The 16,882-nt window shown below is 42.3% G+C and carries 8 protein-coding genes; all 8 read right to left on the bottom strand.

The window, feature by feature from the left end:
• The 8 genes from QNM18_RS01430 to nhaC all read right to left on the bottom strand — a co-directional run bounded on the left by QNM18_RS01430 (window position 1) and on the right by nhaC (window position 16,721).
• On the bottom strand, window positions 1–4,833 hold the full coding sequence (locus QNM18_RS01430; RefSeq protein ID WP_211012299.1) for an NAD-glutamate dehydrogenase: 4,833 nt from the start codon (window positions 4,831–4,833) through the stop codon (window positions 1–3).
• Window positions 4,834–5,035: 202 nt separating this feature from the next.
• Complete coding sequence (locus QNM18_RS01435) at window positions 5,036–7,366, bottom strand: efflux RND transporter permease subunit (RefSeq protein ID WP_284136100.1); 2,331 nt, start codon at window positions 7,364–7,366, stop codon at window positions 5,036–5,038.
• Window positions 7,366–8,361, bottom strand: a complete 996-nt coding sequence (locus QNM18_RS01440; RefSeq protein ID WP_417714768.1) for a WD40/YVTN/BNR-like repeat-containing protein — start codon at window positions 8,359–8,361, stop codon at window positions 7,366–7,368. Before QNM18_RS01440 ends, QNM18_RS01435 begins: the two co-directional genes overlap by 1 nt.
• Window positions 8,362–8,481: 120 nt before the next feature.
• Window positions 8,482–9,849, bottom strand: a complete 1,368-nt coding sequence (locus QNM18_RS01445) for a DUF1329 domain-containing protein (protein ID WP_211012302.1) — start codon at window positions 9,847–9,849, stop codon at window positions 8,482–8,484.
• A gap of 11 nt (window positions 9,850–9,860) precedes the next feature.
• Complete coding sequence (locus QNM18_RS01450; protein WP_211012303.1) at window positions 9,861–11,978, bottom strand: DUF1302 domain-containing protein; 2,118 nt, start codon at window positions 11,976–11,978, stop codon at window positions 9,861–9,863.
• A 237-nt stretch (window positions 11,979–12,215) separates the two neighbouring features.
• Complete coding sequence (locus tag QNM18_RS01455; RefSeq protein ID WP_023399414.1) at window positions 12,216–12,437, bottom strand: DUF2835 family protein; 222 nt, start codon at window positions 12,435–12,437, stop codon at window positions 12,216–12,218.
• A gap of 3 nt (window positions 12,438–12,440) precedes the next feature.
• Entirely contained in the window at window positions 12,441–15,026 is a 2,586-nt protein-coding gene (gene pepN / locus QNM18_RS01460; RefSeq protein WP_284136102.1) for an aminopeptidase N, read from the bottom strand.
• Between the two features lie 246 nt (window positions 15,027–15,272).
• Window positions 15,273–16,721, bottom strand: a complete 1,449-nt coding sequence (gene nhaC, locus QNM18_RS01465) for a Na+/H+ antiporter NhaC (RefSeq protein ID WP_211012305.1) — start codon at window positions 16,719–16,721, stop codon at window positions 15,273–15,275.
• Window positions 16,722–16,882 lie beyond the last annotated feature (161 nt).

The raw sequence follows: 16,882 nt of genomic DNA on the forward strand, positions 1-16,882 counted from the left end.
TTATTTGGAAGTGTCACAGTTGTGGCTGAGTAACATTAATTCTCTTAGTGCCACTGAGAACTTCGCAAAGTCATGGTTCTGAGAGGTCTTGAACTCAGCTAACATTTGCTGCCAGCGGTGTAACAACGAAGCTTGGTTATCCATCCACTGATCAATCAATGAGTCAACTTCACCATCACCTTCAAAGCTATTCAATACTACCTCAGACAACGCACGCTGCTGCCAATCAAGCTCTTCACGATATGATGCACGTGCAAGCGCTTGCCAATGGTTAGCAACTGGCTGAGCTGTAATTTGGTCTAAGAACCAATGCAAGCCCATGTTTGCACCTAACTTGAAGTAAGTATTCGATACAACCGAGATATCACGCTTAGCATTGCTAGCAACTTCTGCTAAGTCCATAACTGAGAACAAGCTAGATAGCGATACAATGCGATCCGCTAATGCTTGTGGAACACCTTCTGATGTTAACTCAGCGGCCTTCTCAGCAAGACGTGCGCTCTCTTCTTCAACCATATAAGTTGTCAGATTAGTGCTTAAGTCTGCAAATGTCGGTGCGAAGAACTCGATTGTTTCTTCGATGCTTAGTGCTTTGTTACGGTGGCGCAAGAACCAACGCGTAACGCGGCGAACTGTACGACGTAACTGATACAGCATTTCTGTTTGTACAGCTGATGGGATCTTGTTATCAAGCGCTGAAATTTCAGCCCATGTTTCTGACATCTGGAATGTCGCACATGCAATTGAATAACAAAGTGCAATTTCAGCTTCCGTAGCGCCTGTTTCTTCATGCATACGGATCATGAAGTTCAAGCCCATATCGTTTACGATATTGTTTGCAAGCTTAGTCGCGATGATCTCTTTTCTTAGTGGGTGCTCATCCATGGCAGCGTTGAATCGGTCACGCAGAGGCACAGGGAAAGAGTTCACTAATAACTGACGGTAGTATGGGTTTTCAGTGATTTCATCAACCACCAAAGTTTCTTTTAATACCATCTTAGAGTAAGAAACCAGTACAGAAAGCTCTGGACGAGTTAGGTCAAGACCTGCCGCCGCGCGCTCTGCTAGCTCTTCATCACTTGGCAAGAACTCAATGTTTCTATCAAGCTTACCGTCTTTTTCAAGAGCATGAATAAAGCGGATCTTTTCTTTAAGAGTCGCTGGACCTTTCGACTTAGTTACTGACAATGTATGTGTTTGACGGTAACAATCAGCCAATACCAACTCAGACACTTCGTCGGTCATTGCATATAGCAATTCGTCACGCTGCTTCTTAGTTAAGTCACCTTCTGCAACTAAACCATTCAGCAGGATCTTAATGTTTACTTCGTTATCTGAACACGCAACACCACCAACGTTGTCGATAAAGTCCGTGTTGATTCGGCCACCTTTAGCTGCAAACTCGATACGACCAAGTTGCGTTGCACCTAGGTTACCACCCTCACCGAAGATCTTAGCACCGAGCTCTGAACCATTAATACGTAACGCATCATTCGCTCTGTCACCTACATCAGCATCACTTTCGCTTGCAGCTTTGATGTAAGTACCGATACCACCATTCCATAATAGGTCTACTGGCATCATGAGAAGTGCTTTAATCAACTCATTTGGTGTCATGCTTGCTTTCTTAGTGCCAAGCATTTTCTTGATTTCTGGTGTTAGCGTGATTGACTTAGCAGCACGTGAGAAAATACCACCGCCTTGAGAAATTAGGCTAGCATCATAGTCTTCCCACGAAGAGCGTGGCAATTCAAACATACGTGCACGCTCTTTATATGAGCTCGCAGCGTCAGGGTTCGGATCGATGAAGATGTGCATGTGGTTGAACGCAGATACTAAGCGCGTGTGCTCTGATAGCAACATACCGTTACCAAATACATCACCAGCCATGTCGCCGATTGCAACCGCAGTGAAATCTGTTGTTTGACAATCAATATCCATTTCACGGAAGTGACGTTTAACTGATTCCCACGCACCTTTCGCTGTGATACCCATCTTCTTGTGGTCATAACCAATAGAACCACCTGATGCGAACGCATCGCCTAGCCAGAAGTTATACTCTTCTGCAATGCCATTTGCGATGTCAGAGAAAGTTGCTGTACCTTTGTCGGCTGCAACTACTAAATACGGGTCATCTTCGTCGTGACGAACAACGTCAACAGGAGGAACGATATCACCGTGAATGATGTTGTCAGTAATATCTAACAGACCACGGATGAAAATCTTATAGCACTCTTGACCTTCACGGAAGAAACCTTCTCGGTCATTTGGAAGCTGTTTACAAACGAAGCCGCCTTTAGAACCCACAGGCACGATAACTGTATTCTTAACCTGTTGGGCTTTAACAAGACCTAGTACTTCGGTACGGAAGTCTTCACGGCGATCTGACCAGCGTAAACCACCACGAGCAACCTTGCCACCGCGCAAGTGAACACCTTCGATACGTGGAGAGTATACAAAGATTTCAAACGCTGGTAATGGCAACGGCATTTCTGGAATTGCGCTTGGCTGGATTTTGAATGATACGTATGACTTGTTTGACCCATCTGCTTCTTTTTGGTAGAAGTTCGTTCTTAAAGTCGCATCAATCATTGCAACGTATAGACGAATGATACGGTCGTCATCAAGGTTTGCTACACTTTCTAGCTCGTGATAGATTTTCTCTACAAGCTTATCAAGTGACTTTTGTGCCACTTTCTTCTGAGGACAGAATTTCTTCTCAAACAACTCAACCAATTGGTTAGCGATATGCGGGTAGTGTTCGAAAGTGTTTTCAATATAAGACTGTGAGAAAGTCACACCAATTTGACGCATATACTTAGCGTATGCACGTAAGATAGACGCTTCACGACCTGTAGAGCCCGCTTTTAGTACTAAGCGGTTAAAGCCGTCGTTTTCTAGGCGGTTATTCCAAACGTTGATAAGCGCTGCACGGAAACGAGCAGATACTTTATCAAAGTCAGCCAGTCCCTTGCTGTCAAGCAACATTGAGAAGTCCATGATCCAGTTGATTTGACCATCACTTGTCTTAACAGCATATGGCGTTTCGCCGATTACACGTAAACCAAAGTTTTCTAGCATTGGCATTACGTCAGATAGGTGAATTGGCTCATCTTTATGGAATAAGCTCAGACGAACAATTTGCGAATTTGCTTCTTCTTGAGGTCTGTAGAACAACATTTCTAGTTTGTTCTCATCGCTCAATCTCTCAAGTTTTGAGATATCAACGACAGCAGCACTTGGCAATACTTCATCTTTATATGCACGAGGGAAAGCTGTTGCATATTTACGGTTTAATTCGTTGCCGCGAGCTTCACCTTCACCAGCAAGTAAAGCCGTTTGTAGTTTATCTTCCCATGTACGGGCAGCTTCTACTAAATTATTTTCGATTTCTTTCACGTTGTACTTAATGTTGTTGTCAGCTACACGAACAATGTAATGCGTTCTTGCTAATGTAGACTCAGAGAAAAATGTAGTGAACTCAACTTTTTCGTTAGACCCAAAGGCATTGCCTAACAACTTTTGAGTTTCGCGACGAAGCGCGGTGTTGTATCGCTCACGCGGCACATAGACCATACAAGAGAAGAAACGACCATAGACATCTCTTCGAACGAATAGACGACACATGTCACGCTCTTGGGTTTGCAAAACGCCCGTAGCTACATCTAATAACTCAGATTCACGAGCTTGCACTAACTCGTCACGTGGGTACGTTTCTAAGATATTGAGAACAGCTTTGTATGCGTGCGTCCCTTTCGCAAAATCACATTGCTCCATGATGCGAGCAATTTTGCTCTTAAGCACTGGAACATCTGATGCACTGTTATTGTAAAAGCTTGATGAGAACAGACCTATAAAACGGTCTTCGCCAATAACGTTCCCTTCGTCGTCAAATCGCTTAATACCAACATAGTCAATATGAGCTGGGCGATGAACACGAGACTGGGAGTTCGTTTTTGTTAGGATCAATAAGTTTTTACTACGTGCTTCAAGGCGAGCAACTTCTGGCAACCCTGATAGCAAGCGGCTGCTTTCAGTAGAGTTTTTCATTAGGCCTAAACTTGAGCCTGCAACCGGCTTAAGTTCATAGTCACCTTGAACTGGAACAAGGTCATATTGACGGTAACCCATGAATGTGAAGTTATCACGAGCTAGCCAATCTAAGAATTCAACTGCTTCATTGAGCTCTTGCTCAGAAGAGCTGTGCTTACGGTTAGGAATGTCTGCACCGACAGCAACTAGCTTATCCCGGATTAGCAACCAATCTTCAACCGCTACAGTAACATCTTTGAGCACTGATTCTAGCTCTTGCGTAAAATCAGCAATAACTGCTTCGTCTGTTTGACGATCGATTTCAATAAAGAAAACAGTTTTAGTAGATGAAGATTCTTGTTCGGTTTTTAATCCTGAAACAGCGGAGATTTTATCTTCTTGGTCACGGTTGATTTTGAGAGGACAGTGTAAAAGCAAATGCGATGCAATATTCTTACGGCTAAGCGCCATACGCACTGAATCAACCAAAAACGGCTTATCATCTGAGATGATTTCTACAATCGTGTGAGACGATTGCCAGCCATCTTTTGCAACTTCAGGGTTGAATACACGGATAACTGCATTGTCTGAGGTATTCTTTTCGAGAGAATTCCAAAGACTCAAAGCAGCACCGTACAGGTCGCTGTCGTTACGATGTGCCAAATCCTCTTTAGACATGTTGCTGTACAAGGCTTTGGCGAATGTTTCAACGAGCGACACGTTATCGGCATGAACTTTTTTCTGGATCAACTTGCAAACGTTATCAAGGATAACCGATGCTGGACCTTCACTTTGTGTCATTATGTGTTCCTTAATCTATACCACCTTTGAACGGTAGATTATTTGTACAGCCAATTATTAGCGTGGAGTCCAGAGGATTTTAACCTTTCTGGCGCTAATAAAAAGCTTTTTTGACAAAAACATTTGAGGCTTTTCAGCCAGTTGGTCATATATTCACAAATTGTAGATATAAATGGCCAATTAAGGCCATTTAAGAGCACAATTATTCACACTTTTTTTTCTGGTCAGGCCAGATAAAAGTACCTATCGCAGGTAACAGCAATACAGCACCAAGCATATTCACTAAGAACATAAACGTCAGTAGTATCCCCATATCAACTTGAAACTTTAATGCAGAGAAAATCCAAGTACTCACGCCTATCGCCAGTGTTATACCCGTAAATAATACAGCACTGCCTCGCTCAGCCAACGCGTTACGATAAGCAGCTGATAAAGGCATACCTTGTTTTAGCTGATTCATCATTGAAGACAGGATATAGATACCATAATCGACACCAATTCCTACGCCCAGTGCTATGACTGGTAGCGTGGATACTGTAAGTCCAATTTCCAACTTAACCATCAGCGCTTGAGCAAGTGTTGAAACAATATACAAAGGTAATACAACTGCTACTGTTGCGCGTATACTCCTGAAACTGATCAGACACAAAATAATCACCGCACCATAAACATAGATCATCATTGGTAATTGTGCAGCCGCGACTGACTCGTTTGTTGCTGCCATCACGCCAATAGGACCAGAAGCCAGCTTAAAACTAACTCGAACAGTTCCCTCTTCGTTTGCAAACAATTTAATTTGAGACACGACGTGGTCGATGGTTTCGGCTTTGTGATCATCCATAAAGATGATAATTGGCATTACGGAGCAATCGCCATTGAGTAGACCCGTACTCGTTTCTACTCTTGAAGTAGCCTGTACTAACGACGCGCCATTTCTAGGCAAAGTTTGCCATTTCAAATTGCCCTCGTTGTAGCCAGCGTTAACCGCTTGAGCAACCGAGCTCAAAGAAACTGCGGATTGTACGCCATCTAGGTTTTCTACTCGCCACTGGAATCGACTTACTCTCTGCATCGTATCATGTTCAGTACAAGCCGCCGGATATGCCTCTACCAACACTTTTAAAATGTCTGATGAGATCTCATATCTATCTGATATCAAGAAGGTGTCTAAATTATAGCGCGCGTCTTCATGAAGTGCTGGTGCACCCGCATGTAAATCGCCAATGCGCATGTCTTTCGACTGCCAATAACCAAATGCAAATAAGCCCGCTGAAATGAGTAGAATAACACTTGCGTACCGTTTATCTGTCGCTAAAACCAAGCTCTCTCGCAGCTTAGTGAACACACTATTGGCTTCATTCTTCCCGTCATCAACCCGGTTCATTTTAGAAGATTTGAAATAAGAGGCCAAAACAGGCAACAGTATTAAGTTGGTGAAGATAATTACCGCAACACCTAAGCTGGCTGTAATTGCAAGCTCTCGTATAATCCCGATATCAATCGCCAGTAATGTCATAAACCCAATGGTGTCTGATAATAAGGCGATACCACCCGGGATCAATAGTGCTTTGAAACTCGCCTCTGCTGCGACTTTACTACTAACACCTTCAGATACCTTTTTGCCTATGGCATTAATCATTTGTACGCCGTGGCTCACACCAATGGCAAAAACTAAAAATGGCACTAATATCGACATTGGGTCAAGACCAAAACCAAGTACCGACAACAGACCAAGCTGCCAAACAACAGCGATCAATGAACATGCAATTGGTAACAGTGTAAGCTTAAAGCTCTTACAGAACAGCCAAACCATAATAAAAGTAAAAAGAATGGCGATTGCAAAGAAGAACACCACGTCTTTGGCGCCATCAGCGATGTCCCCAGCCATTTTAGCGAAACCGATGATATGAATTGAAACTTTGTCTGTACTAAGCGGATCTCTGATCTCTGACTCAAGTTTTTTTGCAAATGCTAAAGTGTCCAGCTTCTCTTGAGTTTGTGGGTCGGTCTCCATTAACTGAGCCGATACCATGGCACAAGAATAATCGCTTGCAACCATGCGGCCAACGACTTTGGCTTTTTCAATATTTTGCTTAACAACCGCTAAACCCGCTTCATCTGCTGTAAAGTTTGCAGGAATAATTGGCCCACCCGCGAAGCCATCTTCTACCACTTCAACAAATCGGGCGCTTGGCGCGAATATCGAGTTTACTAGCGGGCGATTAACGCCGGGTATAAAGTAAAGCTGATCATGCACAGCCTTTAATTGCGAGAAAAATTCTGGATTGAATATGTCGCCATCCGCATCACACACGGAAATTAAAATACTATTGGCACCGCCAAATTGCTTTTCGTGCTTCAAATACACCTTCATATAGTCATGATTTAAAGGAATATTTTTATTGAAGGATGCATCCAATTGGATTTGGGTTGACTTAAAGCCTAAAAATAAGGTGGTGAGCGCAAACAGCGCAATAACCATAAAACGATGTCTGAATACGACGTAAACTAGTTGATTTAATATAGACTGCATTAGCGATCAACCTCGATATTTTGAATGCCTTCTTCTGTTGCAAGTACAAGTTTGCCGTTGTGTACCACTCCAGAGAGAATAGATTTACCGTTCTTCAATTGTCTTGTTTGAACTCTGTCGCCTGTCACCGTGAAGATAAAACCACTATTAGCCAACATTATTTGATTTTTATTATGTTCAACGATGCTGTTAATCGTCGCCGATTTATCTACCTTAATTGGTGCAAAGGAAATGTCATCACTCAATGATTGAAAGGTGTTACCACGAAGGCCTGCGACTATCAGTCCACTGTGTTGGTTTTTATTGACTGCAAACAAAGAGCCTGAATAGAACTCCTCCAGCCTTTCCCAGGTCGCCCCTAAATCATGACTTACAGCAAATAGTCCCATCTCACCAACGAGGTATATACTTTGACCATCAATTAGCATGCGATTGAAATGGGGCAGTATGAATTGCGTTTCATCTTCATATGCTTGTGGATCGTCTTGTTTAAGCTCTGCTAAGTAATCGACATCATCGGGATGAACAAACTCATTTAAAAAGCGCTTATTCCAGCTCTTTCCGCCGTCTTGAGTTTGATACATCATGCCATACGCACCAATTGCAAAGCCTTGATTGTCGTTAACAAACTCAATATCTAAACAGGGCTTTTCTAGATCTGGTAGATATTGTTGAACTTGCCAAGATACGCCACCGTCTGTGGTGTGTAAAATAGACGCATCATGGCCACACGCCCACCCTCTTTTCGCCGTAGTAAAATCTACCGCGGTTAATAAAGATTGAATTGGTACGTGTGCTTGTTGCCAACTCGAACCGTCATCACTGAACACAATGGTGCCATGCTTTCCTACCGCGACTAATCTATCGCCACTATAGGTTATATCGGTTAGCAAGGTTTTCTCTGGGTGTGCAACTCTCAACGCTTCTTCGGCGCTGCCAAAAGCTTCACTTTGCATAACGAACACTGCAATCGACGTTGCAATTAACTTCTTAATCATTATGAATACTCAAATAAAAAATGTCGTGAATGACTGGGGGGATAAGGTTGGGCTACAGCAAGCCCAACCTTAATAGAGTGTAGAAAGACCAATTACTTGATCCTAGAAGACGTAATATTAACGTCTTCCCTCTCGACGAAGTGCGCTTTGAGTAAACTCATTGTCTTGGAAAGACTGCGTAAAATCATACATTTTTTCTTCGTTGTCTAAACCTATGGCTAGATAACGACGAGAGTTTAAATCGTGATAAACGTCAAGTGTACTCCAGTGAGTTGGTACATCGTAGTAATTGATACCGTGTGCCATCGCTACGCGATACATTTGGTCACGATTATCGTACAGATCAGCTACATGAATCTGCCAGCTATCTTCATCTATAAAGAAAACACGCTTTTTATAAATGTGACGTGTGCCTTCTTTGAGGTTTGCCTCGACAACCCATACACGGTGCTTTTCGTAGCGAACATGTTCAGGGTTGATATGACCGGCTTTCAAAATGTCTTCATACTTAAGAGAGTCACTGTGCAGCTTATAGCTGTTGTACGGAATGTACATCTCTTTTTTCCCTTTTAATGTCCAGTTGTAACGGTTTGGTGAACCATTGAACATATCGAAGTCATCTGTTGTACGTAAGCTATCAGAAGCTGTTCCCGGTGCATCATATGCAACATTTGGTGCACGACGAACACGGCGCTGTCCCGTGTTATAGGTCCAAGCTTGACGCGGCGTCAAAATTTGGTCCATTGTTTCATGAACTAGTAGCGCCGTACCAGCTAGTCGAGCTGGTTCTGTTACTTTCTGCTTAAACTTAAATAGTACGTTAGACTTTTGCAGCTCTTCTGGCGTTGCACTTGGATCTGAGTACTTTACTAATAATTTTTCATCAAAACCGATAATGTTGTATGAACCAGAAGCCGTTGGCATTGCCTGACCACCATTACGAGCGATTGACAGACCACGGTATCTTAACAGGTGGTTCCAAATTGCTTCTAATCCATTTTCAGGGATAGGGAAAGGAATGCCAATTGCGGTGTTTTTAATACCATTGCCGCCTTCAATTAACTCTGCTGTTGATGCGTACTTCTTGGTCGCATCGTAAACAAATTGCGGATATGCAGCACTGCGTCGCGTCTGATAAACATTCATTTTGAATGTATCTGGGTATGTTTCAAACAGAGCAATTTGCCCAGGGCTCAAGTTATCCTTGTATTTATCAAGGTTACTCTTATCAATAGTAAACAAAACTTTATCATCAGCATATGGGTCTGGATGGTGCATACCTGGTTTAAAGTTAGCTGGTGGCTTAGTAATTCCGCCTGTCCACGATGGGATCGTGCCATCTGCGTTACCGGCGACTTCCGCACCAATTGGAGATAAATCTTTGCCTAAACGAGCGACTTCTTCTGGTGTCATTTTCGCTAGTGCAATCGGAGCAGCCATTATTGTCATTATTGATGCTGCGAGTAGTGTAGGTTTTCTAAACATATCGAAAGCCCTTAAATTGAATACTTAATATTAAATGATACAAAGTCACGGTCTGAGAACGTATTTGTTGCGCCACCGCCCCAGAAAGTGTTGTACCCTAAATCAAACGACCACGCATTTTGATAACTAAAGTTAAGGTTTAGACCCATTGACTTTCTATCTTCAACAAACAGGAACATAGGATCTGGTGTCGTACCATTCACGTCATGTGAAAATACAACTCTTGGTGAAAAGTTTACGCCAGAGAAAAGGTTGTTATACTCACCTTTTGCAATGAGACGGTAACCCCAAGAAGAAGCTGTTGGGAATGGATTTACTTCTGGACCATTTGATACAGCTTGGTGAATTAAATCGTAGTTACGGCCTTCTACCCCTTCAATTGTGCCACTTCGGCCCGTGCCTGCTACATTTAGACGCAGCTCGTCGTAAGCTGGCATGTCTTTAATGGTAACCGCACCGACTTCACCAACCACTGCCCAGCTATCAGCGCCTAATGATGGGCCAAATAAATGCGTCGCGGTAAATTGAAGTTGCATGGTATCTTTTAGTACGTAACCTTGAGCAACTTCACCAGGCTTAACATAAGCGGTTGCGTCACCTTGACTCAGCTGAGAAAAACCTCTGAAGTCATCTCTAATTCCCGCAGCAGCTAACTGCTCTACCATACCAGCATAAAGAAGTTCTACATCATCAATTTGTAGCGGCTCATCTTGGCGGTACGCAAATTCACCTGAGAAAGCTGTTTCGCCAATCGCCGTATTAAAGCTCAGACCATAGAGTTTGATATCTTCAGGATAGACAATCACAGCCTGAGTGAAGGCATTCAGGTTAGTAATGTTGTCCTCAGTGATCTTATTGCCTTGAATATACTCAAGGTCCTGCATGATTGCGCCAGTGGTAAAGTTAGAAGCTTTACCTGAAATCAGGGGCCTACGGCTGTGGTAATTGATATGATAAAGCGCAATCTCTGTATCATTTAACTCAGGCACAAACATACCTAAGCGAATACCAAATTGACCACTATCGTCCGCGTCTGTTTTACCTGCATTACCTTTGCCTTTCAGGGCAACACGTGTTGGGTATGCAAGATACATAGAAGACAGCATTTGTCGCGCTTCTGCGCTGTTTAACACACTCTGGTCAGTAACATCCAAACCTTGTGCAGCTAGTGCACCAACCCAATTTGCCTGAAGAGAGTTTAATGCTTCAGTTAGGTGGTGTAAGTCAATATCCGGGTTTGACGTAAAACCAAGTTGCACGTTTTGACCGTAACCATTTGCAGAGGCAAAATCATTTGTTGAGAAATAGCTCCCTGTCGCAGGCAGGCGCGTTTCATGCCATTCATACTGATAAAAAGCTTCTAGCGTAATGTTCTCTGTAATACCCAACGAGGCCCAAAGCATACCTACAGGGATAAACGCCTCTTTTAGCTCTGAACCAGGTGCTTTAAGTCGATCTATATCAACTGGGTTAACGTTTATACCGTGTGAAATTAACGTACTTTCACCCCAGTTAATAACCTGTTGGCCTAAGCGAATTGAGAGTGGGTTATTACCGTCATTTAAATCGAAATCAGCCCAAACAAATGCATCAAGTAGACGCGCATCCGAACAAACTTGCTCTTTCGTGTCGTCATCGGCACAAGGGTCTACCTGCTGGCCTGACACAGGGTTGCGATATGCGAAATCGCCGTCTTCCATCGCAAAGTCATAAAAATACATGAAGCGAGAGAAGAAACCGTAGTTGTCTTTAGTTATAGCAAACTCATGGGTTCCTTTGAGCAATTGCGAGAAAGTATCGCCAGAGTCAAAATTTAAATTACCCGCATCACCATTGTTGGAGTATGCACCAGGCTGACTCCAAACTTGAGAAGAAGAGTATAAAGTGTTGCCTGTAGAGGCATTATAACCAGTCCAATCAAACCTTGGATGGTTACTCTTACCAATATGACCAAAGTCTCTATCTTCTACCCTGATGCTCTGACCATATGAAAACGTTGAATCGAACGTTATTTCAAAATCACCGACCTGGAAATTCGCGGCGTGCGCATGCATGCCAACACTTCCAAAAATGGCTGCTCCAAGCCCAAGCATAATCTTGTTCTTAGTAAAGCGCGCTTTTTTTATCATTATTTCTCCCCCTTATGGCGGGTAAATCTAATCAAGTTATTGTTTTTTGTTGTCGTAACGATAGAAGCGAAAATCGAAAATTACAAATTTTACGCGTTCGTTCGGTGCATTTTTAACTTTTTAGCCCGTCTTTTAACCTTGGTAAGACGTCTTACCAGAGTAGTTATAACACGTAATTTAAGTTTAAAACAAACCGAATTAACAAAAATACTATATCTCTGAAAGCCTTTTTGCCGATCAAGTCACCTTTTCAAGGGCTATAAATCGATTACTATCGTCAAGTTGCAATCTAAATCGACCACTAACACCAATGCTCGATACAAACCGTCTTATATGTGTCGCTGGGAAGCGAATTCGCTTCCCGCCATCTTCCACAACCTGTATATATTCAATGTCACCTTCGTAATAGGCTAAACATTGCTCGTAAGTAAGTCTTAAAAAAAAGTAATATTCTTGCATCAATTAGTTTAAGGCTCTATCTATTTTCTCAAATAAATCATCACTTAAGTCAGAAATTGCAGCTAAACGCTCCAATTGGGTACGCATTTTGTCCTGTCGGTTTTGGTCAAACCTTTTATATGACAATAGCGGCGTGATTATTCGTGAAGCATTTTGTGGGTTGAGTTCGTTTAACTCTACAATTAAATCAGCTAAGAGTTCATAGCCTCTGCCATCAGCTCTGTGGAACTGCTTTGGGTTTGATCTGGCAAAAGAACCAACTAAAGAGCGAACTCTATTTGGATTTGATTTATCAAAACAAGGGTGGGAATAAAGTGACAACACAACATCTATACACTTGTCAGACTGATTGGTGGCCTGTAATGCAAACCATTTATCCATCACAAGTAGGTCGTGACTCCACTGCGCATCAAACTCTTCCATTAGCTTTGTTGATAGCGTGTGCTGCGCATTTAAAGCACTTTTTAACGCCCCTAATTTAGTTGTCATATTTGTCGAGCTAGCCTGCTCAATCAGATGGCTTGTCACATCAAATTGAGTTAATGCCAAATAGTAAAGGCATTTATTCTTAAGTGCACGTATTGCCACATCTTTAGAACTTAACCCCCCGCTGTCATGTGTGCTGGTATAAAATGCCACAAGATGCTTTTCGAGCAGTTGAGCAACCTGCTGCTCAAGAAGTGCTATTGCATTGCACAGCGCATCTACAGGCACAACGTCGTACCCTCCAGATAAAGTATCAAAGTTAGGCACTGAAATGTACTCAGCAAGAATAGCTAGATCTGCCGGCTTGTTCTCAAACATACTAACTAATACTGACGCAAGCTCCTCAGTCATAGACTGTGTTGGTTCTGTGCTTTCTACATACGAACGTATTTGATGAGTAAACAAAATTTGCATTGCTTCCCACCTTGCATAGTAACTAGACGCATATTTGGCGATGTGGCTAAGCTGCGACAAAGAGTAATCATATTTTAGTAAACACGGTGCAGAAAAGTCCTCAAGTAGCACAGGTATCGGCTCTGCTTCAATGTTCTCAAAAATGAAAGTCTGATTGGCTTGCGTTAACTCAAGAACACGGCCCTGTTTTAAGTCAGCCTTACTTAACTCAATTGCCTGCCCTTGCCCATCCAGCAGCTCTATTGCCACTGGAATATGTAAAGGCGCAGTGACCGGGTCATTTTTAGCATGTGTTTGTGTTAGCTCAATTTCATAAGTTTTTGACTCTGGTTGGAATTTTGTCGACACGTTTAAAGTAGGCGTACCAAATTGTTGATACCAAAGCTTGAACTGATTTAAATTTGTATTCGTCGCATCAGCCATTGCATTCACAAAATCATCGCAAGTGACCGCTTGACCATCGTGTCGCTCAAAATACAGACTCATGCCTTGCTGAAAGCCCTGCTCTCCCAATAACGTGTGCATCATACGGATCACTTCAGCACCTTTATTGTAAACTGTCACAGTGTAAAAGTTATTCATTTCAATTACTTTTTCTGGACGTATTGGGTGTGCCATGGGTCCAGCATCTTCGGCAAATTGGTGCGTCCTCATTGCATTGACCGCGTCAATTCGGTTAAGTGCTCTTGACCCCAAATCGCTGCTAAATTCCTGATCTCTAAAAACTGTTAAGCCCTCTTTTAGGCTCAACTGAAACCAATCTCGACATGTAACTCGGTTACCTGTCCAGTTGTGGAAGTACTCGTGCCCAACAATTGATTCAATGACGTGATAGTCTCTATCCGTTGCAGTTTCCTGGTTCGCTAAGACACAAGCGCTGTTGAATACATTCAGGCCTTTATTCTCCATTGCTCCCATATTGAAAAAATCAACCGCAACAATCATATAGATATCAAGGTCATACTCTAAATTAAAACGCTCTTCATCCCACTTCATTGACTTTTGTAGTGATGTCATTGCGTGTGGTGCTTTAGAAAGGTTTCCTTTATCAACAAAGAGCTGTAATTTCACTTCTTTTCCACTCTTTGTGACAAACTTGTCTTCTAGCTTGTCAAAGTCTCCCGCGACTAAAGCAAACAAGTATGATGGCTTTTTAAATGGGTCTTCCCATGTCACAAAGTGTTTGTCATCCCCAATAGTGCCCGAGTCAACTTGATTTCCATTGGATAGCAAAAATGGAAAATCTTTACTGCCAATTACGGTAACTCGATAGGTCGCAAGTACGTCTGGTCTGTCAAAGAAGTATGTGATCTTTCTAAAACCTTCTGCTTCACATTGCGTACAGTATGCACCGTCAGAGAGGTATAACCCCTCTAGAGAAGTATTTAGTTCAGGCGCTATTTCTGTTTCTATTTCAAGATCAAATGAAGCAGGTACCGAATCTATTCTGATACCGTCAACCAACAGAGTGTATTGAGCGTGAGGCTGACCGTTCACTTTTAGAGAGATAAGCTTCAAGTCAATACCATCTAATTCAACATAAGACTGCTCGCTATTTGCGCATAAACTGTACTTGGCTATGACTCTTGTTTGCTTAGGTGATAGATGAAAAGTCAGATCAAGGTGCTCAACTTGGTGACTAGGTGGCTGGTAATCTGCTAAAAGTTTAGCTTGCGGTTTCTGCGTCATTTAAATTCCTTCATCGCATTAGTTGGCCAGATAATATAAACAATGCCCTGTGGCCAATATCTGCTTGTCTATTAAATGCCAATATCTAATTACGCGTAAGTTTATCGCCCGTTTAGAGCGCTCATTATCTATTGGACAGGATTTTATAATATTAAATTAGTGAAATGTAGCCTTTCAGTAAGTTTAGACGAGTAATATCGTTGTTAAAACAATAAAAAGGCCCCACTTGTGTGAGGCCGGTTGTTTTTATTCTTGCTCTCTTGGTTTGAGCTTTAAAACTTTAACTCCGAGGTAACCATAAACAATTGCTAGCAGTGGATTTATTAGATTGAAAAATGCATACACAGCGTAATCAAGTGGGTTGATTAATAGGACGCTTTGCATGTAAGCACCGCAGGTATTCCATGGAATAAGTGGACTGGTAATTGTTCCGCCATCTTCAAGCGTTCTTGACAGGTTGACGCTTTGCAATCCACGGCGTTTATATTCTTCTTTGAACATTCTACCAGGCACCACAATGGCAATGTACTGATCGGCAGCAACTAAGTTAGTACCAAAACATGTCGCGATAGTAGACGCGATAAGAGAACCCGTACTTTTTGCAATACGAAGGATGCTACGTACAAACACTTCTAGAAGGCCTGTTTTTTCCATGATGGCACCAAACATAAGTGCAGTCATTATTAACCAAGTCGTCGTCAGCATACTAGACATACCGCCACCACTTAAAAGGTCATCCATTTTTGCATCCCCAGTTTGGACACTAAAGCCATCAAAGAAAGTAGCCCAAATCAGTTTAAATTGCCCTACTATCTCTCCTTGACTCGTATCAATCTGGCTCGCAATCAAATCTCCTTGAAATAAGATAGCCCAAACAGCACCAACGACAGCACCAATTGAAATGGCAGGAAACGCTGGCATTTTTTTAACTGCCAGAGCCAATAGAATAACCAAAGGAACCAACATAAAGATATTGATGTTAAAGTTACTTTGTAAAATAGCACTAATAGCGTCTATTTTATTTGCATCACTCGCGACATCAGCATTAAAGCCCATAATGATAAAGATAATGAGCGCAATGACAAAGCTTGGAACTGTAGTCCATAACATGTGTTGAATATGGTCAAAAAGGTCACTGCCTGCGACCGCTGGTGCTAGATTCGTGGTTTCAGAAAGCGGGCTTAGTTTGTCACCAAAATATGCACCGGAAATGACAGCTCCTGCGGTAACAACGGGGTCTAACCCAAGCCCATTAGCCACCCCCAAAAGCGCAACACCGATTGTTGCAGCTGTCGTCCAAGAACTACCTATACTCATTGCAACGATGCCACATATTAAGCAACTGGCCGCATAGAACCAAGCAGGGTTAATGATTTGCAGTCCGTAATAGATAAGCGTGGGAACCGTACCTGATAGTAGCCAAGTACCGATTAGAGCTCCTACCATGAGCAAGATCAATATCGCGCCTAGAGAAATAGTGATACCCTTAATCATCGCTTCTTCAAGCGTTTTCCAGGTAAAGCCATTTTTTAGTCCAATAAGTGCAGCTGTAAAAGTCGCAAATAATAGTGCGATTTGGTTTGGACCTGATGATGAATTATCACCATACAAATAAACAGCAGCACCTAATAAACTGACTAAAACGATAATTGGTATAAAAGCATCCCAAGCTGATGCCGATTTTGGTTGTTTCAAATTTATGTACCCCTCGCACTCATTGCGGTGCGTATTATTATTTGACCGAGTAGTTATTACTCAACTTTACCAATCCGGTTTAATAATTATTAATAAACGAGTATTCAACTTTCAATAAAAGCATATTGCTTAATATGAAGGTTTAAATTTCTCGTTGATTG

It is taken from the genome of Pseudoalteromonas obscura (assembly GCF_030135505.1).
GTDB lineage: Bacteria > Pseudomonadota > Gammaproteobacteria > Enterobacterales > Alteromonadaceae > Pseudoalteromonas > Pseudoalteromonas obscura.